Below are 19,063 nucleotides of genomic sequence, written 5' to 3'. Positions count from 1 at the left end.
GGGACCTTACTCCCACCCTCCGGAGCCTGGTCAAGCCCCGGTTTCCGCCCCGGAAACGGTTAGCCCGGGTCGTACTGGCAAAATTGTCCAGTCATGGACGTCATGCTGCTGAGACACGGCGAGACCGAATGGAGCAGGGCGGGACGGCACACCGGCCGCACCGACCTGCCGCTGACCGCGCGCGGGGAGGAGCAGGCCCGCGCCCTGGCCCGTGTGCTCACGGGCCGGTCGTTCTCGCTGATCCTGGTCGGCCCCGCGCTGCGCGCCCGCCGTACGGCGGAGCTCGCCGGCATCACGTCCTACGAGGTGGAGCCGGACCTGTGGGAGTGGGACTACGGCGGCTACGAGGGCGTCACCACCCCCGAGATCCGCGAGTCCCGCCCCGGCTGGTACCTGTGGCGGGACGGCGTCGTCCCCGGGGACGCCGGCCATCCCGGCGAGAGCGTCGAGCAGGTCGGCGCGCGGGCGGACAAGGTCGTCGCCAGGCTGCGCTCCGCCGGCGGCGACGTGCTCGTGGTCGCCCACGGTCACATCCTGCGTGTGCTCGCCGCCCGGTGGCTGGGCCTGCCCCCGGACGACGGCAGATACTTCCGGCTGGACACCGGCACCTATTCCGTGCTCGGGCACGAGCACGAGGAGCCGGTGCTGCTGCGCTGGAACGCCCCTCTCGACTGCGACGCCCCGGCTGGATGATCCTCGGCCGCGGTCAGTTCCCGCCGACGGGCTGGGGCTGCGGGCCGCGGCCGGTCAGCCACTCCAGGACCTTGCGGTGGCCATGGCGGGCGTCCTCGAAGTGCCCCCACCGCCAGTACCTGGGCTGCTCGCGGACCCCGGTCACCCATGTCCGGTACGCCACCGGCCTGGGCCGCCCGTCCTGCGGGTCCGCCGCCGAAGCGACGCCGTAGGTGCGGATCACCACGCGGCCTCCGGGCGCGAACAGCACGTCGTCGGCCACCGGGTAAAGAGTCATCTGGTCCAGCACGGCAGGTCCCCCTCTTGCGTCTTCCTGGGACCAATGTGCCGGATCGTTGTTACACCGCCTGCGTCATCCTGTTACGCGCGTGCGTGGGCGGTAAACACGGCGTTACACCAGAAGGCCGTCGAACTCGCCGTCCTTGACCCCGAGCACGAGGGCTCGGATCTCGTCGCGGGTGTAGATGAGGGCCGGGCCCTCGGGATACCGGGAGTTGCGTACGGCCACGCCGCCGTCGGGAAGCTCGGCGAGCTCCACGCAGTTGCCGGTCGAGTTGCTGTGGGCGCTCTTCCGCCAGGTGACCCCGGCAAGGTCAGTTGCGGGCATCCCGTTATATGTCTGCATTCATATCTCTCTGAGAAGATCGCCGAGAATCTCGGCGGTGCCCCCGGGGGTGGTGCTCTCCACGCACAACTGCTCCATGGCCGTGAGGTAGGGATCGATGTCCTCACGCTTGTCGAGGTAAAGGGCACCCCAGAGCTGCTCGACGTAGACCACGTCCGAAAGGTCGGACTCCGGGAAGCGCAGAATGGTGAACGCGCCCCCCTCGGCCGCGTGCATCCCGAAGCGGAAGGGCATCACCTGAAGGGTGATGTTGGGCAGCGTGGACACCTCCAGCAGATGCTGGAGCTGCTCTCGCATGATCGTTCCCCCTCCGATGGGCCGCTTGAGCGCGGCCTCGTCGATGACGGCCCACAGTCTGGGACCGTCCTTGTGCGTCAGCCTGTCCTGCCGCTGCATGCGCAGATGGACCCGCTTGTCCAGCTCCTCGTCCGGTGCGTCCGGAAATCCGAGCCGGATGACCGAGCGCGCGTACCGCGCGGTCTGCAGCAGGCCGGGCACGAACTGCACCTCGTAGGTGCGGATCACGCTGGCGGCCTCCTCCAGCCCGACGTAGGTGATGAACCAGTTCGGCAGGACCTCGCCGTACTTGTGCCACCATCCCGGCGTGTTCGCCTCGCGGACCATCTCCAGCAGGCCACGCCGCTCGGCGTCGTCGTGGACGCCGTACAGCGTGAGCAGGTCTTCGACGTCACGTGTCTTGAACCCGACCCTGCCGAGCTCCATCCGGCTGATTTTGGACTCGGACGCGCGGATGTGGAATCCGGCGACCTCTCGGGTGAGCCCGCGTTCCTCGCGCAGCCGGCGAAGGCTCGCTCCGAGCATGATTCGCCGAACGGTGGAACCGGATCCGGGCGGATCTAGGGACACGTGCTATTCCTCCGCTTTGTGGACTGGTTCACAGTCTGTCAAAGATCGCCCCCTTCGTCCCACAGTTGCCTTGTGGTAACGGTAGCGCCTGTCTGACACCGGTGCACGTGCATTCGCCCTTGCACATGCACAGGAGTGTCCCTCATCATGATCTCGTGCAGTCCACGAACCTGACTCGTGGCCGGAACCAGTGGTCCGCGCTCGACCTGTGGCCGCCGGCCGGATGGTGGCCGGAGCCGGCACGCGACCTCGTCCAGCCCGGGACGTCCACCGCCAGCGCCACCTTCGTCCTGCTTCCCCAGGCGGAGTCGGTGCACTCGGCCCGCAGCTTCGCCGCCGGCACGCTCATGGGATGGCGGATGGCCGAGCTGCTCGACGGCATGGAGCTGGTGGTCTCGGAGCTGGCCACCAACGCCCTGCGTCACGGGCTGACGCTCACCCCCGGCCGGCCCCGGCAGGTGATCCGGCTCTGCCTGATCCGCCGCGGGGCACTGGTGGCCTGCGCGCTCACCGACCCGGGATCCGCCGCGCCGGTGCTGCGCGACCCCTCGCCGTTCGAGCCCGGCGGCCTCGGGCTGCACATCGTGGAGTCGCTGAGCCTGCGCTGGGGCTGGTGCCCGCTCGTCCCGCACGGCAAGGCGGTCTGGGCGGTCCTGTCCGCCTGAGATCACGTCGCCGAACCTAACCCAACCGTTAGATCTTTCTCACAAGAACCTCGGTCCGCCCGCCGAAGAGCGCTCCCGTGCAGCCCGGAATGCACGGGAGCGCCCTCCGGTCGGCGGCCCGTATCGCCCGACATCGCGCGAACCGAGGGCGCGACGGGCGATGATGTGCTGAGATCGGACCGTAACGGCCGAACGGCATGCCCGTTTTCGTAGCGATCGGCGGAGACATATCGTGATCTCGGGTTTCGTGACGGCGCGCTATATCCTGGCTCGCGTACCTCGTCAAGAGTGCGATCAGCACTGCGGTGGCTTCCTGGGACTCCCGAGAGATCTACGATGGACGATCACCTGACCGGCTGGCTGGCCACTCTCGACGAAGACAGGCTCGCCCGGCTCCTGGCCAACCGCCCGGACGCCATCGCCGCGCCCTGGCCTCGCAGGCTGGACGCCCTCGCGCAGCGGCTGACGGACAACTTCGCCGTCATGGAGGTCATGCGCGGCCTGCCCCTCCCCCCGCTCGAGCTCCTCCAGGCCTGCCTGGTCATCGGCGGCCGTCCCACGGAGGACGAGCTCGCCCGCTTCCTCGGCGTGAGCACCTCCGAGGTGATCCCCTGGCTCGACCGCCTCTACGACCACGCGCTCGCCTGGCCGGGCCGCGACGGCCGGATAACGCTGGCCGGGGCCGTCGCCCGCTGGTGGACGGCCCCCTGCGGCCTGGGCGAGCCGCTCGGCGCGTACCTCGACTCCTGGAAGCTCGGCACCGAGGCGCTGCGCCGCATGTGCCGCGCCATCGGGGTGGCCACGCCCGGCGGCAGGCGCCAGCTCGTCGCCCGGATCACCGGCCTGCTCAGCGATGCCGAACGGCTGGGCCCGCTGCTCGACGAGGCCCCCGACGGCACGATGGAGATGCTCGACGACTTCGCCTGGGACGGCCCCGTACGCAGTGTGCACGGCGACCGTTTCGTCACCCCCGGCACGCCGGAGAAGTGGGCGCTCGACCGGGGGCTCGTCTTCCACACCCAGTGGGACCTGGCGGAGATGCCCCGGGAGGTCGCGCTGGCGCTGCGCGGCCCCGACTATCACGGCCCGTTCACGCCCTACCCTCCCGATCTCGCGACGACACCGGCCGACCCTGCCACGGTGGAGTTCGAGATGTGCCTGGCCGCCCCGCACGTGCTCGACCGCGCCACGGCGCTGCTGGAGAACGTGGACAAGACACCGCTGCCGCTGCTGAAGAGCGGCGGGGTCGGCGTACGCGAGATCAAGCGGGTCGCCAAGGAGACCGGCTCCTCGGAGGAGGAGACCCGGCTGCTGCTGGAGGTGGCCGCGGTCGCCCGGCTGATCGCGCTGGACGACGAGGCGGGCGGCCTGGCCGCGACCGACAGGTTCGACGCCTGGCGGCTGGAGGAGACCCCGGCCCGGCTGCGGATCCTGCTCGCCGCCTGGTGGCGGATGGAGCGCTCGTCGCTGCGCCGGAACGAGGGACGCTACCCGACCCTGCTGGGCGACGACCCCGCCGGGGAGACCGTCGCGCGGATCAGGTGGGCCGTGTTCGCCGCGCTCGCCGAGATCCCCGAGGGCAGGGGCTTCGCCACCCTTCAGGAGCTGGTGCAGCGAGTCCACTGGCGGGCGCCGCTGCTCGACAAGGAGCTCGCGGCGGACTGCGCTCCGGCGGTCCTGGAGGAGGCCCGCCTGCTGGGTCTCGCCGCCTGCGACGCGCTCACCGACCTCGGGCGGGCCCTGGCCGCGCTGGCCTCGGTGGCCGGGGACGAGAGCCACGACTCGGTGCCCGAGGTGGAGCACGACCCGGCGCTGGCGAAATGCTCGACCCACGCGCTGGCGAGCGCGCAGCGCACGGCGCTGTTCGGCGCCGACCTCACGGCCGTGGTCACGGGCCCCCCGTCGGTCGAGCTGGCCTCGCTCCTCGACCGGGCCGCCGACCGGGAGACGCAGGGCTCGGCCTCCGTCTGGCGGTTCAGCCCCGGCAGCGTACGGCGTGCCCTGGACGCAGGGGACGGCGCCGAGTCGCTGCTCGGCGAGCTCGCCGAGGTCGGGACCATCCCCCAGCCCCTGGCGTACCTGATCCGGGACGTCGCACGCAGGCACGGCGAGGTGACGGTCTCGTCCGTGGGGTGCATCATCCAGGGCTCGGATCCGGCGCTGCTCGCCGAGATCGCCGCGCATCGCAAGCTCGCCAGGCTGGGGCTGCGCCTGCTGGCCCCGACCGTGCTGGCCGGGACCGCGCCCGCCGCGCCGACGCTGGCCGCGCTCCGCGAGGCCGGGTACGCGCCCGTGCCGGTGGACGACACGGGCGAGATCACCGTCCGCCGCGAGCCCGCGGGGGGGCGGCTCATCGTCCTCCCCGGTGGACGGGTCGCCGAGCTCGACCCCCCGGCCACGCTGCTGGAGCCGCCGCCCGATCCGCGCGAGCACGCCAGGAGGCTGCTCGTCAGCGCCGGGCGGTCCGGGCCCGGCGGCCAGACATGGGCCGTGATCGGCCGGATGGCCTCCCGGCTTCCGGCCGCCCAGCAGTCGCTGCTCGGCTTCGTCGTCGACCGCGACGTCCGCGCGCACATCACCCTCGCGGACGGGGTGACCGCGACGATCAGCCACGGCGAGCTGCGCAGCGGCGTGCTCGACGCCTGGTGCGAGGAGGCCGGGGACTACCTGGAGTTCCCCCTGAACGAGATCGCGTCCGTCACCAGCACCCACTGAGCGCTTCCCACGCACCCGTGGCCCGCGGCGCCTGTCAGCCATCCACCGGCGGCTCCCCGCTCAGCGGCTCCCGCCCACCCCGCAGCGGCGCAGGACGAGGAGCGCGAGGGCACGAGTGACGTCGCGCAGCTCCCGCAGGTCGACCTGCTCGCGTGGCGCGTGCGCGAAGCGGACGTCCCCCGGTCCGAAGTGCAGCGTGGGCACTCCGGCGGCGGCGTACAGACGCAGGTCGCTCCCGTACGGCGCGGCCGTGGTGCCCGGCTCCGCCCCGGTCACGTCGGCGACCGCCCGGAAGGTCTCGGCGAGCAGTGGATGGCCCTCCGGCAGCCGTCCGCCGGCGAACTGCCCGCCGGGCCAGGTGACGGCGACCGGATGGTCGCGCAGCCAGGGGTCGTCGATCCCGGCCAGCGCCTCCTCGAAGGCGGCCCTGGCCGCCGCCGGGTCCTCGTCCAGCCGCACGCCGAGCCGCCCCTCCGCGACCAGCAGGTCGGGGACGCTGCTCGCCCAGTCACCGGCGCGGACCGTGCCGATCTCGATGGGGTACGGCAGAGGGTTGCCCGCGAACAACGCCCCCGGGTCGCGGTTGCGCTCCCCCTCAAGCCGCCGTACGGCCTGGAACACGGGCCAGAACGCCTCGACGGCGTTGACCCCTTCGTAGCGCGTGGCTCCATGGGCCGCCCGGCCCGCGACCTCCAGGCGGAAGGTGAGCGCGCCGGCGTTGGCCGTGATGATCTTTCCGCTGGTCGGCTCGGTGATCACGGCCGCTTCGCCGGTGTGCCCGCGGGCCAGCGTGCCGAAGGCGCCGAGGCCGCCGTCCTCCTCGCTGACCACGCAGTGGACGGCCAGCGGGCGCGCGAGCCGCACGCCGGCCAGGCGAAGCGCCCGCACGACGGCGAGGTTCGCGGCGAGCCCCGCCTTCATGTCGCACGCTCCCCTGCCGTGCAGCGTGGTGGCCGTGAGGCGGGCGCCGAACGGGTCCTGCCCCTCCCACTTGGCGAGGTCGCCGGTCGGCACCACGTCGACGTGCCCCTGGAGGATCAGCGCGGGCGGCCCCTCGCCCTCGGTGGTGCCGACGACGCCGTAGCCCTCCGCCCGCTCGGCCTCGGAGCCCGGGAAGTCCTCACGAGAGCGCAGGTCGTCGAGGTCGAGCTTCCACACGTCGACGTCGAGATCCCACTCCGCCAGCATCCGGGCGCACCGATCTTGCAGGTCCGACTCGGCGTCGCTGCCGGTGACGCTCGGCACCCTGACCAGCTCGGCCAGCAGGCGCACGGTCTCCGCCTCGTCAAGCGCGTCCAGGACTCTCGCTTCCACATTCATGCCGAGACTGTACGGCTTGCCTGTATTGCCCCCCGAGCACGGTCCGGAAACAGTACGATCACCCGGCATCCACGAGGAGGGCGACGCCGTGACAACCGGCTCGGCGAGGGCGGCGGACACCGCCGGGACCGCGGAAGACACGACGCGGGGAGCCGGGCGCCGGCGCCGCCTGGCGGGCGTGCTCGCCTGGACGGCCGTGACGCCGTTCGCGCTGTGGACGCTGCTGCGGCTGCTGCCGGCCGACGTGCACCTCCGGTGGGTGCAGCTCATCGCCTTCACGCCGTACGTGGCCCTCGCCTCGGCCGTCGCGCCGCTGGTCGCACTGGCCGCCCGGCGGCGGGTGGCGCTGGCCGCCGGCCTCGCCGTCACCGCGACGCTCGCCACGTGCGTCGCGCCCCGGGTGCTGCCGGAGAGCGGCCCGGAGGCCGGGGGCCCGGCGCTGCGGGTGCTGTCGGCCAACCTGCTGATGGGCTCGGTGCCGGGGGACGCCCTCGCCGAGCTCGTCCGGAAGGTCCACCCGGATGTGCTGGCTCTGCAGGAGGTGACTCCGGCGGCGGTGAAGAGCCTCCGCGAGGCCGGGCTGCCCGCGCTCCTGCCGTACGCGATGGAACGGGCGATGAAGGGGGTGGGAGGGTCGGCCCTGTACGCCAGATACCCGCTCGAAGCAGACAAGGCCATCGAGTTCGGCGGCTTCCGGCAGATCGCTGCCACGATGGCGGTGCCCGGGGCCGGGACGATCCGCGTGATGTCCGTGCATCCCTGCGCCCCGCGCTACCAGGCCAGGCTCGGGTGCTGGGCCGACGGCCTGGCGGCGCTGCCGCTGCCCGGCGGAGACGTGCGGATCCTCGCCGGGGACTTCAACGCCACCCTCGACCACGCCCGGATCCGCCGCCTGCTCGGGGGCGGCTATCGCGACGCGGCCGACGCGGCGGGCGAGGGGCTCGCCGGGACCTGGCCGTACCGTCCATGGCGGTTCGACGGCCTCGCCGTGCCACCGGTGACGATCGACCACATCATGGCGGACCCCCGGGTGGCCGTCCGCTCGTACGAGGTGCACCCGCTCCCCCTGACCGACCACCGGGCGATCAGCGCCGAGCTGACCCTGCCCCGGGGCTGACCGGGGCTGACCCGGGGAGTGCGCCTCAGGTCACGGTGATCCGGCGGAAGCGGGTCTCGAAGCCCTTTCCCGCGGGCGCGGCGCACATGGCGCCGGCCAACGCGGGGGTCGCCGGCGGGAAGTAGGCGAGCCGCAGCATGTGGACCGGCTCCGCGCCGTCCAGGCCGTAACGCACGATCACCGTGTCCCCGGTCCGCTCCAGGTCGATGGTGACCGACGCCGGGGAGCCGGGAGCGGGGACGACCGACCAGTCGGAGAAGCCGCGGGTCACCACGACGCTGAGCTGCAGGGCGCCGTCGACGAACTCGGTCCCCGCCTTGATCCAGTTCTCCTCGTCGATCCGGAGCACGCCTCCGGCCTGGTCGTACTGCTCGGCGTAGTCGCCGTCGAAGGTCACCGTCACCCGGGTGTCGCCCTCGACCGTCCGGCCGAACATGTGGGCGGTGTCGAACGAGTACCCGTAGTGGGTCTTCTGCCACAGATCGGTCTCGGCGCCCGCGACGGCCCGCAGGCCCTCTCCCGCCTCCGACCAGTCGGCCGGCTCGTTGGTCCAGGCCCAGCCCTCGAATGCCATACGCGCCCTCCTTTCCGGCCGATCATGCCATGAGAGCGCTCTCTCGCCCATAGCCGGCGGCGACCCACGACCGGCTCGCCGAGTGGCGCTCCACGGTAAAGGACGATCTACTTTCGCTTTGTACCGATTTGTCCTCTTTACTCACTCTTTCCTTATACTCGTGCCTCACATAACCCTTTTCGGTAGAAATCCCCCTCAATCGCAAAGCCGTCGTCTCCTCCCGCCCCCCGCGGGACGCCTCAGTCCTCGTGCCACGTCAGGCCCAGCCATGCCGCAGGCGGGCCTACCGGACGTGCCCCGGACGCGGCGGCGCCCCGCATCCGGCCGGGCGCCCCCACATGACGACGGCGGGCCCACGCCTCCCTTGGGGGCCCTTGCGGCGATCGACACGAAAGGACGTCCATGCACCCACGAGCCCATCTGGTGATCGCCACCACCCTGACCGGCGCGGCACTCGTCGCCGGCGTGCCGGCCCCGGCGCAGGCCACCCCGCTCGGCCAGTCCCTGGCGGAGCTCTCCGCCCGGCTCCCGGCGTCCCCCGGCCGGCAGGTCATCGGGCTGCCCCCGGACGCGACGCCGGCGCCCGCGCCCAGCGAGAAGACCCCCGCCCCCGAAGCCCCCGCCCCCAAGACCCCCTCCCTGCCCTCAGGCACGGCCACCGCCACCTCCTTCTGGGACGCCCAGACCGCGTCCGGCCACGCGATGAGCTACGCGACGATCGCCAGCCCCTACTGGCCCCTGGGCACCAAGGTCAAGATCACCTATCGGGGGAAGAGCGCGAACGGCGTCGTGCAGGACTTCGGCCCCGCCGAATGGGCCGTCGCCCAGCACGACATCCCCGCGATCGTCGACCTGAGCGAGGAGATGATGGCCGACCTCAGCGGCGTGCGCTCCAACACCGTCCACGTCAGGTTCCAGGTGATCAAATGGGGCTCGGGCCCGGTGTACCGCCACTCGGGCACGGGCTACGGCCTCGCGATGGGCCGCGGCTGACCTCCGTCCGCGATGACGGCGCGGGGCCACCGCGTAAACTGCGGGCGTGACGGACCCCAAGTTCGAGATCCAGATGCTCCACGACCGCGTGATGGTCAAGGTGGAGGCAGACGCCGAGGAGCGGCGCAGCAGCGCGGGCATCGTCATCCCTGCCACCGTCAAGATGGCCAACCGGCTCGTGTGGGGCGAGGTGTGCGGTGCCGGCTCCAACGTCAGGACGGTCAAGACCGGCGACAAGGTGCTGTTCAACGCCGAGGACCAGTACGAGGTGGAGGTCCACGGCCAGATCTACCTCGTGATGCGCGAGCGCGACCTGCACGCCGTGGCCACCCAGCAGACCGACCACGGCACCGGTCTCTACCTCTGAGGCCCGCCGCGTCCGGTCCGGTTCCCGGCACGCCACCGGCAGGGACGGCCGGAGCACCCCCGGCTAGGGTGGCGACTCATCACCGCCCCGCCTGGATGGGAAAGACATGACTTTTCACGACGAGTTGGTGGAGCTCCGGCGTTCCCTGCACCGCGAGCCCGAGGTGGGCCTGCATCTCCCGCTGACGCAGGAGAAGGTGCTGGCGGCACTCGACGGGCTCCCCCTGGAGATCACCACAGGTGACCGGCTGTCGTCGGTAACCGCCGTCCTGCGCGGCTCCCGTCCCGGCCCGGCCGTGCTCCTGCGTGCCGACATGGACGCCCTGCCGGTCCACGAGAAGACCGGCGTGCCGTACCGCTCGAAGGTGGACGGCCGGATGCACGCCTGCGGTCACGACCTGCACACGGCGATGCTCGCCGGTGCCGCGCGCCTGCTCGCCGGGCGGCGCGAGGAGCTGGCCGGCGACGTGGTCTTCATGTTCCAGCCCGGCGAGGAGGGCGACGAGGGCGCCAAAATCATGATCGAGGAGGGTGTGCTCGACGCGTCGGGCTCCCGCCCCGTCGCGGCGTACGGCATGCACGTGTTCTCCACGACGATCCCCCGCGGGCTGTTCCTGACCCGGGGCGGGCCGGTGCTGGCGGCGGCCGACACCCTGCTGGTGACCGTCCGGGGGCGGGGCGGCCACGGGTCGTCCCCGCACCGCGCGCTCGACCCGATCCCGGCGGCGTGCGAGATCGTCACCGCCATGCAGACGCACGTCACGCGGACCTTCGACGTGTTCGACCCGGTGGTCGTCACCGTGGGGAGCTTCCACGCCGGGACGGCCGACAACGTGATCCCGGACCAGGCCCGTTTCGAGACGACCATCCGCACCTTCTCCGGCACGTCCCGCGCCAAGGTCAGGGACGGCCTCGTACGGCTGGCGCGCGGCATCGGGGAGGCTCACGGGCTGTCGGTGGACTGCGAGTTCGGCATCGGCTACCCGGTGACGGTGAACGACGGCACCGAGGCCGACTTCGCCGCCGCGACCGTGCGGGAGACCCTGGGGGACGACCGGTTCTTCCCGCTGCCCAACCCGGTGACCGGCTCGGAGGACTTCTCCTACGTGCTGGAGCAGGTGCCCGGCGCGTTCCTCGTCGTCGGCGCCTGCCCGCCGGACCGCGACCCCGCCTCCGCCGCCGCGAACCACTCCGCGGAGGCGGAGTTCGACGACGCGATCCTCTCCGACGGAGCGACGCTGTTCGCCGAGCTGGCGGTGCGCCGGCTGGCCGCGACCTGACCGGGCGACCTGACCGGGCGACCTGACCGGGCGATCTGACCGGAGGGCGCCGTGCGGCTCAGCCGAGCAGGTCGCGGGCCTGCGCCAGCAGGTCGAACCCCGTGGTCAGCTTGAGCGCCAGCCACACGATGACGGCCGCGCAGGCCAGGGTCAGCAGGCCCGCGACGACCCGGACGAACCAGTTCTGCCGCTGCAGCCAGTCGGTGGCCGCCCTGACACGCCGCTTGGCGAAGTCCAGCAGCCGGGAGGCCCAGGTGAACTCGGTGGCCAGCACGGCGAGGCCGGCGAACACGATGAGCCACCCCGGCCCGGGGAACGGCACCAGGATGAGGCCGCCGATGATCATCGCTCCGCCGAGCACGCCGACGACGACGCGCAGCGTGAGCCGGCCGCCCGGACGGGCCCGGATGCGGTCGCGCCACCCCGGCTCCTCAGCGGACTCGCTGCCGGTCCGGCTGTCCCCGGCCGTCGCCATGACGATCACCCCCCGTTGACTGTCAGGATAGCCACTGACCGGCCGCGATCACGTCTGGCGGGTGAGGCACCCGGCGGCCTGGTCGGCGATCTCCAGCTCCTCGTCGGTGGGGACGACGAGCACGGCGACCTCCGCCCCTTCGGGCGAGATCACCCTCGGCTCCCTTGAGGCGGACGCGTTGCGCACCGGGTCGACCTCGACGCCCAGCCGGGTCAGGCCGGTGACCGCGAGCGCGCGGGTGCGGGGATCGTTCTCCCCCACCCCGGCGGTGAAGGCGATCGCGTCCACGTGCCCGAGGGCCGCGTAGTAGGCCCCGATGTAGCCGCGCACGCGGTAGCCGTACACGTCCACGGCGAGCCGCGCGTCGGCGTCGCCGCCGTCGACCAGTTTCCAGACCTCTCGCATGTCGCGGGCGCCGCACATGCCGAGCAGGCCGCTCTCCCTGTTCAGGGCCGCGTCGATGCCGGGCAGGTCCATCCCGGCGACCCTGTTGAGGTAGGCGGGCAGCGCCGGGTCGACGTCGCCTGAGCGGGTGCCCATGACCAGGCCGGCGAGAGGGGTGATGCCCATGGACGTGTCCACGCTGCGCCCGCCCCGGACAGCCGTCGCGCTGGCGCCGTTGCCGAGGTGCAGCACGATCGTGTTCACCTCGCCGTACGGCCGGCCGAGCAGCTCGGCGGCGCGGCGGGAGACGTACGCGGCCGAGGTGCCGTGGAAGCCGTAGCGGCGGACGCCGAGCTTGCGGGTCCAGTCGCGGGGCACGGCGTAGGTGTGCGCCTCCGGCGGGATGGTGCCGTGGAAGGCGGTGTCGAAGACGGCGACGTGGGGCAGCCCGGGGAACGCCCGCCTCGCCACCCTCAGGCCCTCCAGGTTGGCGGGGTTGTGCAGCGGGGCGAGCGGCGCCAGCTCCTCGATGGCCCGCTCGACGGCGTCGTCGATGACCACCGGCGTGACGAACCGGCTGCCGCCGTGCACCACGCGGTGGCCCACGGCGGCGACCCCGTCGAGGGACGGGCCGTGCTCGGCGAAGGCGGCCAGCACGGCGGCGAGCCCCTCCTCGTGGCCGGCGAACCGGCGTTCGGCCCGCACGCCGTCGTGGGTGATCACGCCGTGGTCCTCGCCGATCCGCTCGACGAGCCCCCCGGCCACGCCGCGCCGCGAGGCCATGTCGATGAGCCGGTACTTGATGGACGACGACCCCGTGTTGAGCACGAGGACCTGTCCGATCTCAGAGCCGATCCCAGAGCCGATCCCAGGGCCGATCCCAGGGCCGATCACGGGGTCACCTCGGGCGACTGCGCCTGGATGGCCGTGATCGCCACGGTGTTGACGATGTCGTGGACCGTCGCTCCGCGGGAGAGGTCGTTCACCGGTTTGCGCAGCCCCTGGAGGACCGGCCCGACGGCGACGGCCCCCGCGCTGCGCTGCACGGCCTTGTAGAGGTTGTTGCCGGTGTTGAGGTCGGGCACGACGAACACGGTGGCCCGGCCCGCGACCGGGCTGCCGGGCATCTTCGTCCTGGCCACGCTGGGCTCGGCCGCCGCGTCGTACTGGATCGGCCCCTCCACCGGCAGGTCCGGCCGCAGGGCCCGGACGCGGGCGGTGGCCTCGCGGACCTTCTCCACCTCCGGGCCGGAGCCCGACTCCCCGGTGGAGTACGACAGCATGGCGACGCGCGGCTCCACGCCGAAGCGCGCCGCGGTGACGGCCGAGGAGACGGCGATGTCGGCGAGCTGCCCGGCCGTGGGCTCGGGGACGATGGCGCAGTCCCCGTAGACGAGGACGCGGTCGGCCAGGCACATGAAGAAGACGCTGGACACGATCCCGACCCCGGGCGACGTCTTGATGATCTCGAAGGCGGGCCGGATGGTGTGCGCCGTCGTGTGGGTGGAGCCGGAGACCATGCCATCGGCCAGCCCGAGGTGGACCATCATCGTGCCGAAGTAGGAGACGTCGGTGACGATGTCGCGGGCCGGCTCGACCGTGACGCCCTTGTGCGCCCGCAGCCGGGCGTACTCCTGGGCGAACCTCTCGCGCAGCTCCTCGTCGAACGGGCTCACCACGCGGGCCTCGTCGATGGCCAGGCCCATCTCGGCGGCGGCCAGGCGGATCTCCCGTTCGTCGCCGAGCAGGGTCAGGTCGGCGACGCCCCGCCGCAGGAGGCTGTCGGCCGCGCGCAGGATCCGCGGCTCGGCCCCCTCGGGCAGGACGATGTGGCGGCGGCCGGCCCTGGCCCGCTCCAGCAGGTCGTTTTCGAACATCAGCGGCGTCGTGGCGGCGGCCCTGGTGATCCGCAGGCTCCGGACCAGCGCGGCGGTGTCGACGTGCTCGGCGAACAGCCCCAGCGCAGTGTCGATCTTGCCTTTCGCCTCGGGGCTGAACTGGCCCTCGGCCGCCGAGAGCCTGGTCGCCGTGGGGAAGGTGTCACCCTCGGTGGTGATCATCGGGAGCTGGATGTCCATGCCGTCCAGCAGCCGTTCGACGGGCTCGGGAAGCTCCATGCCGCCGTTCAGGATGATCGCCGACAGGGCGGGGAACGTGGGGGCGCGGTGCGCGGCGAGCAGGCCAGGCACCAGCGCGGCGGCGCGGTCGGCGGGGACGACGACGGCGACGCCCTCGCTGAGCCGTTCGAGGATGTTCGGCAGGGACATCGCCCCGACCATCAGCGCGCCGGCCTCCCGGCCCAGCTGACCCGGGTCGCCGCGGTACAGCGTGCCGCCGCACGCCGCCATCAGGTCGCTCACGGTCGGCGCCGACAGCCGCGGCACCTCCGGCAGGACGTACGCGGGGACCCGGGAGGCGACCTCGTCCACCAGCCCGGGGGCGACCCGGGTGACGACGGTGGCCAGCTCGGTCGCGTGGCGCTCGGCCAGCTCCTTGCGGCTCACCTCGACGGCCGCCGCGATCTCCTCGGGCGTCCGCCCGAGCCCCGTCACCACCCCGATCACCGGAGTGCCGAGGTCGGCGGCGAGACCGGCGTTGAAGGCGAACTCGGTCGGCGCCCCCACGTCGGTGTAGTCGGTGCCGATCACGACGACCGCGTCCGACTGCGCGGCGAGCGCCCGGTAGCGGGCGACGATCTCGCCGATCGCCCGCTCCTCGTCGGCGTGCAGGTCCTCGTAGGTCACACCCGCGCACATCTCGTACGGCACGCCGATGCGGAACCGGCTGCGCGCCGTGTTGATCAGGTTGTCCTCCCGGCCGGACCGGACGACGGGGCGGAACACCCCCACGGTCCCGACCTGCCTGGTGAGCACCTCGATCATGCCGAGGGCGATCGTGCCCTTGTTGCTCCTGGCGTCGCCGGCCGCGACGTACACCCCGGTCGCCATCGCGCTGTCACCTCACGTTCCGTACGGCCGGGCGGCCGCCGGGAGCCAGGCTACGCGAAAGCCCGGGCTGGAGCGCCGGGAGGACCGGCCCGAGGCGGGGAGGGTGCCCCGAGCCGGTCCGGCTCCGTCAGGAGGCGGTGCAGCTCACCGGTGACGGCACGCCGTTCGTGCCGTTCCAGCTCGCGTTGAACCCGAACACGGTGCTCGCGCCCGCGGCGAGGGCTCCGTTGTAGTTGACGTTGGTAACCGTGACGGCCGCCCCTGTCTGGGTGTGGACGCCGCTCCAGAGCTGGCTGATCGTCTGGCCGTTGGGGAACGTCCACTTGACGGTCCAGCCGTTGATCGCCGTGCTTCCGGCCTTCACCGTGATCGAAGCCTGGAAGCCGGTCGGCCACTGGTTGGCCACCGTGTAGGTCGCCGTGCACGTCTTGCCGCCCGGTGAGGGGCTGGGCGACGGGCTGGGCGACGGGCTCGGGGAAGGACTGGGTGACGGGCTGGGGGAAGGACTGGGCGACGGGCTCGGCGAGGGACTCGGAGAAGGCGACGGCGACGGGGACGGGGACGGGGACGGGGACGGGCTCGGCGACGGGGAGGGAGACGGCGAAGGGGACGGAGTCCCGCCGTTCCGGTCGCCGTAGATGACACCCCGGCCGTTGGTGCCGATGTAGACCCGGCCGTAGGTCCGGGGGTCTCCGGTGATCGCCTCGCCCCAGTTGCCGTACTGGTGCTGGTCGTCGTTGATCCGGACCCAGCTCGCGCCCGAGTCGTCGGAGCGGAAGGCGCCGTCGACCCCGTCGACGGTCCCGACCATGTAGAGCGCCTGGTACGACTTGCCGGGGGCCGCCTTGCCGAAGCCGATGCTGATCGCCGCGGTGACGCTCGCGACCTTGGTGAAGGACGCGCCCGAGTTGGTGGAGTGCCACAGGCCTCCGGTGCCGCCGGCGAGCCATATGTCGCCCTCGTGCCCCGGTACGGCCTTGAACCGCCCGGTGGTCGGCAACCCGGTCGCCGCGGTGGCCGTGAAGCTCGCGCCGCCGTTGGTGCTGACGTAGAACTTGCCGGCCGAGAACGCGTAGAACTTCTGCGAGTTGACGCGGTCGGACTCGACGGCCGCGCCGGACGGGACGCCGCTGGAGGCGCTCCAGGTGTTGCCGAAGCCGACCGAGTAGACGACCTGGATGCCGGGGTCGCCCGGCGCCCAGACGAACCGGCTGCCGTCGGCCGAGGCGGCGACCGTGCCGCCGGTGTTGACGCCGCCGGGCTCGGTGCCCTGGAACCAGGTGGCCCCTCCGTCGGTGGAGAAGGCGACGTGGCTGTCGTTGGGCCGGTCGGAGTCGGTGAAGCTGCCCGCCCGCACGAGCACGCTCGGGTTGGTCTCCGCGTAGTCGAGCGAGGTCGTCGAGGTGAAGACGGGCTGGGTGAACATCATGGACGGCACGGCGTCGAGGTTGGTGTGGCGGAAGCCGCCGATGTCCCCCAGGCCGCTGATCAGCGGGGCGCCGGACGGCGGGCTGATCAGGTCCATCACGGCGGTCTCCTCAAGGCCCTTCACCATCGGCTTGAGCGTGAACTGGCCGCCGGCGGTGTCCCACTTGGTGAGGTCGGTGGTGCCGTAGATCGTGGCGCCGGTGCCGTACATCATGCGGTCGGAGTCGAACGGGTCGATCTCCATGGACTCGGTCATCCAGCCCAGCTTGGGCGTGATCTCGGGGGGCTGCGGATTGGTGCCGAAGGTCAGCCAGGGGGCCGCCGAGATGTCCATCTTGTAGCGGAAGCTGCGGTTGGGGTAGGAGGTGAAGTCCCAGACTCTCGTCCACGTCGCGCCGCTGTCGGTGCTGCGGAAGAAGATCACATCGGGCCACCAGGAGACCTGGGTGGCGACCATCAGCGTGCCCGGGTGCTGGCGGTCGACGGTCAGGCCGCTGTAGCCGAAGTAGTCGTCGCCGCTGCTGGACGGGATCGGGCTGACCTGGGTCCAGGCGCCGGTGGCGGTGGCGTACCGCCACACGTCGCCCTTGCCGCCGTCGTACGGGCCGCCGGTGTCGCTGGTGGCGATGTAAAGGTAGCCGTTGACCGTGTCGAGCACGCCCTTGTGGGCGATGTAGCCGGTCGGCTGCCCGGCGACGCGCTCCCAGGAGGTGCCGCCGTTGGTGGTGCGGTAGACCGTGTTCTGCTTGTCGGCCACGCCTACGTAGATCGTCTGGGTGGCGTTGCCGGAGGTGCCGGTCCGCTTGTCGAACGTCACCCAGACGACGCCCTGGATGTCACCGGAGTATTCGTCGGTGCCGGCCCGGTAGTTGCCCGCGTTGGGGAAGTTCGTCACCTTCGCCCAGGTCGCGCCGGAGTCGGTGCTCCGCCACAGCCCCTGCCCGCTCGGCGCGCCGAAGTACAGCACGCTGTTCTTGTTCGGGTCGACCGCGAGGCGCTCGCCCATGCCGCGGCCGGGCATGTTCCCGCCCAGCTTGAACGGCAGGGGGGACACCTGCCAGGTGTCGCCCTTGTTCGACGAGCGCAGGATCGCGCCGTTGTTCGGGTCCCAGCTGTTGGTGTACATGCCGACGGCCGCGTAGACGCGGTTGGCGTCCACCGGGTCGGCCGCGATGCTGGCCACGCCGTTGTAGCCCCAGTTGGACTGGCCCACCCAGTCGAGCAGCGGGACCCAGCTCTGGGTGGCCTGGTTCCACCGGTACGCACCGCCGATGTCGGTGCGGGCGTAGATCAGGTCCTTCTGCGCCTGGCTGTAGACGATCCCCGGGACGAACCCTCCCCCGGCGATCTGCACGTTCTTGAACGTGTACGGATCGGAGGCCACGGCCGCGACCGGCGCCATTCTGACCACGGCCGTGAGCAGCGCCACGGCCGCGATCACGAGCATGCTGACGAGTCTTCTTCGCATGGACGGTTTCCCTTTCGAGCATGGATAACCGCCCACGCACGACAGGGAGGGACCCTGACCGTCGACCGCCGACGTGCATGGGACTGATCGAAGATTCACACATCCACGGAACCGGCGTCAATAGTTTGGAACGTGAACTAATAGCGGCCTCCATGACGCCTGGTAGAGCGTGGACCGGCCGGGCGGCATGGCGTGTCGAGACAAACCCAGACGCCTCGCAGGGCCGGCCGCGCACGCCCCCGGGACCGCCGCCGGAGAGATCCGGGGGCGTGCGTCCGGAGGTTCCATCGAACATAATTCTGGCCATGACTACTGCTCTGGTGCTCGGCGGCGGCGGCGTGGCGGGGATCGCGTGGGAGGCCGGGATCATCGTGGGCCTGCGCGACCGGGGCCTCGACCTCGGGACGGCCGACAAGATCATCGGAACCTCGGCCGGGTCGGTCACCGGCACGCTGATCGCCACCGGCGCCGATCTGGACAAGGCCGTCGCCCATCAGGTGGCCGTCGACAGGGACCCCGCCCCGGCGTTCGACGCCGAAGCGCTGACGCAGGTGTTCGCCATCCTGGCCGACCCGGCCCTCGAACGTCAGGAGGCGCGGCGCAGGGTCGGCCGGATGGCCCTGGAGGCCAGGATCGACCACGCCGAACGGCGCCTCCTCACCATCGGCGAACGGCTCCCGATCAAGGAGTGGCCGGACCGGGAGCTGCTGATCACCGCCGTGGACGCGATGACGGGCGAGTTCGTCGTCTGGGACAGGGCCGCCGGCGTGCCGCTGGTGCTCGCGGTCGCGTCGAGCTGCGCGGTGCCCATGGTGTTCCCGCCCGTGGAGATCGGCGGCAGGCGCTACGTGGACGGCGGGGTCCGCTCGGGCACCAACGCCGACCTCGCCGCGGGGGCGGACACCGTCGTGGTCCTGGAGCCGATGGGCGAGGTGACGCCCCGCGCGATCCTGGAGGCGGAGCTTCTGAAGGCGCGTGCGGCGCGGACCCACGTCATCCACCCCGATCAGGCGTCGGTCGCGGCGTTCGGCGGCAACGTCCTCGATCCGGCACTGTGGGGACCCGCCTTCCAGGCCGGTGTAGCGCAGGCCGCCGCCCTGGCCGGGCCGCTCAGCCAGGTCTGGAGCTGACCCCCGGACGCGCCG

Annotated in this window: 17 protein-coding genes; 8 read left to right on the top strand and 9 right to left on the bottom strand. The window is 72.1% G+C overall.

Translation table 11 applies throughout. The features are described from left to right. The first annotated feature begins 93 nt into the window (after nt 1-93). Nucleotides 94-693, top strand: a complete 600-nt coding sequence (locus tag AB0B72_RS04505; RefSeq protein WP_367736901.1) for a histidine phosphatase family protein — start codon at nt 94-96, stop codon at nt 691-693. Nucleotides 694-706: 13 nt separating this feature from the next. Here the strand turns inward: AB0B72_RS04505 and AB0B72_RS04500 are convergent, their stop codons facing one another. From AB0B72_RS04500 to AB0B72_RS04490, 3 genes are all read right to left on the bottom strand, one after another. Continuing rightward, a complete protein-coding gene (locus tag AB0B72_RS04500) occupies nt 707-982 on the bottom strand; it encodes a hypothetical protein (RefSeq protein ID WP_367736900.1) in 276 nt (91 codons plus the stop codon). 102 nt (nt 983-1,084) lie between these two features. Beyond that, nucleotides 1,085-1,318, bottom strand: coding sequence for a DUF397 domain-containing protein (locus AB0B72_RS04495; protein ID WP_367736899.1), 234 nt, complete (start codon nt 1,316-1,318; stop codon nt 1,085-1,087). Continuing rightward, on the bottom strand, nt 1,319-2,140 hold the full coding sequence (locus tag AB0B72_RS04490) for a helix-turn-helix domain-containing protein (RefSeq protein ID WP_367736898.1): 822 nt from the start codon (nt 2,138-2,140) through the stop codon (nt 1,319-1,321). A gap of 200 nt (nt 2,141-2,340) precedes the next feature. Between AB0B72_RS04490 and AB0B72_RS04485 the strand changes: the two genes are divergently transcribed. Together AB0B72_RS04485 and AB0B72_RS04480 are read left to right on the top strand one after the other, a co-directional pair. Then, nucleotides 2,341-2,850: an ATP-binding protein gene (locus AB0B72_RS04485; protein ID WP_367736896.1), complete on the top strand. Its 510-nt coding sequence runs from the start codon at nt 2,341-2,343 to the stop codon at nt 2,848-2,850. 336 nt (nt 2,851-3,186) lie between these two features. Next, nucleotides 3,187-5,565, top strand: a complete 2,379-nt coding sequence (locus AB0B72_RS04480) for a helicase-associated domain-containing protein (protein WP_367736895.1) — start codon at nt 3,187-3,189, stop codon at nt 5,563-5,565. Nucleotides 5,566-5,625: 60 nt separating this feature from the next. On the opposite strand, the gene AB0B72_RS04475 is transcribed toward AB0B72_RS04480, so the two are convergent. Continuing rightward, nucleotides 5,626-6,885 (bottom strand): ArgE/DapE family deacylase, encoded by a 1,260-nt coding sequence (locus AB0B72_RS04475; protein WP_367736894.1) that lies wholly within the window; start codon nt 6,883-6,885, stop codon nt 5,626-5,628. Nucleotides 6,886-6,973: 88 nt separating this feature from the next. Between AB0B72_RS04475 and AB0B72_RS04470 the strand changes: the two genes are divergently transcribed. Continuing rightward, on the top strand, nt 6,974-8,002 hold the full coding sequence (locus AB0B72_RS04470) for an endonuclease/exonuclease/phosphatase family protein (protein ID WP_367736893.1): 1,029 nt from the start codon (nt 6,974-6,976) through the stop codon (nt 8,000-8,002). Nucleotides 8,003-8,027: 25 nt separating this feature from the next. Here AB0B72_RS04470 and AB0B72_RS04465 read toward each other — a convergent pair whose 3' ends face one another. Beyond that, nucleotides 8,028-8,576, bottom strand: a complete 549-nt coding sequence (locus tag AB0B72_RS04465) for a DUF1349 domain-containing protein (RefSeq protein ID WP_367736892.1) — start codon at nt 8,574-8,576, stop codon at nt 8,028-8,030. A 402-nt stretch (nt 8,577-8,978) separates the two neighbouring features. Here AB0B72_RS04465 and AB0B72_RS04460 point away from each other — a divergent pair, with 402 nt between their 5' ends. The 3 genes from AB0B72_RS04460 (at nt 8,979) to AB0B72_RS04450 (ending at nt 11,215) form a co-directional block, all read left to right on the top strand. Continuing rightward, complete coding sequence (locus AB0B72_RS04460; RefSeq protein WP_367736891.1) at nt 8,979-9,569, top strand: hypothetical protein; 591 nt, start codon at nt 8,979-8,981, stop codon at nt 9,567-9,569. Nucleotides 9,570-9,615: 46 nt separating this feature from the next. Beyond that, a complete protein-coding gene (locus AB0B72_RS04455; RefSeq protein ID WP_367736890.1) occupies nt 9,616-9,936 on the top strand; it encodes a co-chaperone GroES in 321 nt (106 codons plus the stop codon). A gap of 106 nt (nt 9,937-10,042) precedes the next feature. After that, a complete protein-coding gene (locus AB0B72_RS04450; protein ID WP_367736889.1) occupies nt 10,043-11,215 on the top strand; it encodes a M20 family metallopeptidase in 1,173 nt (390 codons plus the stop codon). A 58-nt stretch (nt 11,216-11,273) separates the two neighbouring features. Here AB0B72_RS04450 and AB0B72_RS04445 read toward each other — a convergent pair whose 3' ends face one another. The 4 genes from AB0B72_RS04445 to AB0B72_RS04430 all read right to left on the bottom strand — a co-directional run bounded on the left by AB0B72_RS04445 (nt 11,274) and on the right by AB0B72_RS04430 (nt 17,918). Continuing rightward, nucleotides 11,274-11,690 carry a TIGR02611 family protein gene (locus AB0B72_RS04445; RefSeq protein WP_367736888.1) on the bottom strand — a complete coding sequence of 139 codons (417 nt, stop codon included), beginning with the start codon at nt 11,688-11,690 and terminating at the stop codon, nt 11,274-11,276. 48 nt (nt 11,691-11,738) lie between these two features. Next, nucleotides 11,739-12,968, bottom strand: coding sequence for an acetate/propionate family kinase (locus tag AB0B72_RS04440; RefSeq protein WP_367736887.1), 1,230 nt, complete (start codon nt 12,966-12,968; stop codon nt 11,739-11,741). Beyond that, nucleotides 12,965-15,022, bottom strand: coding sequence for a phosphate acetyltransferase (pta, locus tag AB0B72_RS04435; RefSeq protein WP_367736886.1), 2,058 nt, complete (start codon nt 15,020-15,022; stop codon nt 12,965-12,967). The genes AB0B72_RS04440 and pta overlap by 4 nt, the downstream gene beginning before the upstream one ends. A 127-nt stretch (nt 15,023-15,149) precedes the next feature. After that, complete coding sequence (locus tag AB0B72_RS04430) at nt 15,150-17,918, bottom strand: cellulose binding domain-containing protein (RefSeq protein ID WP_367736885.1); 2,769 nt, start codon at nt 17,916-17,918, stop codon at nt 15,150-15,152. 305 nt (nt 17,919-18,223) lie between these two features. Here AB0B72_RS04430 and AB0B72_RS04425 point away from each other — a divergent pair, with 305 nt between their 5' ends. Continuing rightward, nucleotides 18,224-19,048, top strand: a complete 825-nt coding sequence (locus tag AB0B72_RS04425; RefSeq protein ID WP_367736883.1) for a patatin-like phospholipase family protein — start codon at nt 18,224-18,226, stop codon at nt 19,046-19,048. Nucleotides 19,049-19,063: the final 15 nt, after the last annotated feature.

The sequence above is a fragment of the Microbispora sp. NPDC049125 genome, from assembly GCF_040802045.1.
Lineage (GTDB): Bacteria > Actinomycetota > Actinomycetes > Streptosporangiales > Streptosporangiaceae > Microbispora.
The sequence above is the reverse complement of the archived record's forward strand: the minus strand, read 5'-3'. Positions and strand labels throughout refer to the sequence as shown.

Bases quoted from the DNA above. Each gene is read 5' to 3' on its own strand.
- AB0B72_RS04460 (WP_367736891.1), top strand. From the start codon at position 8,979: ATGCACCCACGAGCCCATCTGGTGATCGCCACCACCCTGACCGGCGCG.
- AB0B72_RS04430 (WP_367736885.1), bottom strand. From the start codon at position 17,918: ATGCGAAGAAGACTCGTCAGCATGCTCGTGATCGCGGCCGTGGCGCTG.
- AB0B72_RS04495 (WP_367736899.1), bottom strand. From the start codon at position 1,318: ATGCAGACATATAACGGGATGCCCGCAACTGACCTTGCCGGGGTCACC.
- AB0B72_RS04475 (WP_367736894.1), bottom strand. From the start codon at position 6,885: ATGAATGTGGAAGCGAGAGTCCTGGACGCGCTTGACGAGGCGGAGACC.
- AB0B72_RS04425 (WP_367736883.1), top strand. From the start codon at position 18,224: ATGACTACTGCTCTGGTGCTCGGCGGCGGCGGCGTGGCGGGGATCGCG.
- AB0B72_RS04480 (WP_367736895.1), top strand. From the start codon at position 3,187: ATGGACGATCACCTGACCGGCTGGCTGGCCACTCTCGACGAAGACAGG.
- AB0B72_RS04505 (WP_367736901.1), top strand. From the start codon at position 94: ATGGACGTCATGCTGCTGAGACACGGCGAGACCGAATGGAGCAGGGCG.
- AB0B72_RS04450 (WP_367736889.1), top strand. From the start codon at position 10,043: ATGACTTTTCACGACGAGTTGGTGGAGCTCCGGCGTTCCCTGCACCGC.
- AB0B72_RS04445 (WP_367736888.1), bottom strand. From the start codon at position 11,690: ATGGCGACGGCCGGGGACAGCCGGACCGGCAGCGAGTCCGCTGAGGAG.
- pta (WP_367736886.1), bottom strand. From the start codon at position 15,022: ATGGCGACCGGGGTGTACGTCGCGGCCGGCGACGCCAGGAGCAACAAG.
- AB0B72_RS04465 (WP_367736892.1), bottom strand. From the start codon at position 8,576: ATGGCATTCGAGGGCTGGGCCTGGACCAACGAGCCGGCCGACTGGTCG.
- AB0B72_RS04490 (WP_367736898.1), bottom strand. From the start codon at position 2,140: ATGCTCGGAGCGAGCCTTCGCCGGCTGCGCGAGGAACGCGGGCTCACC.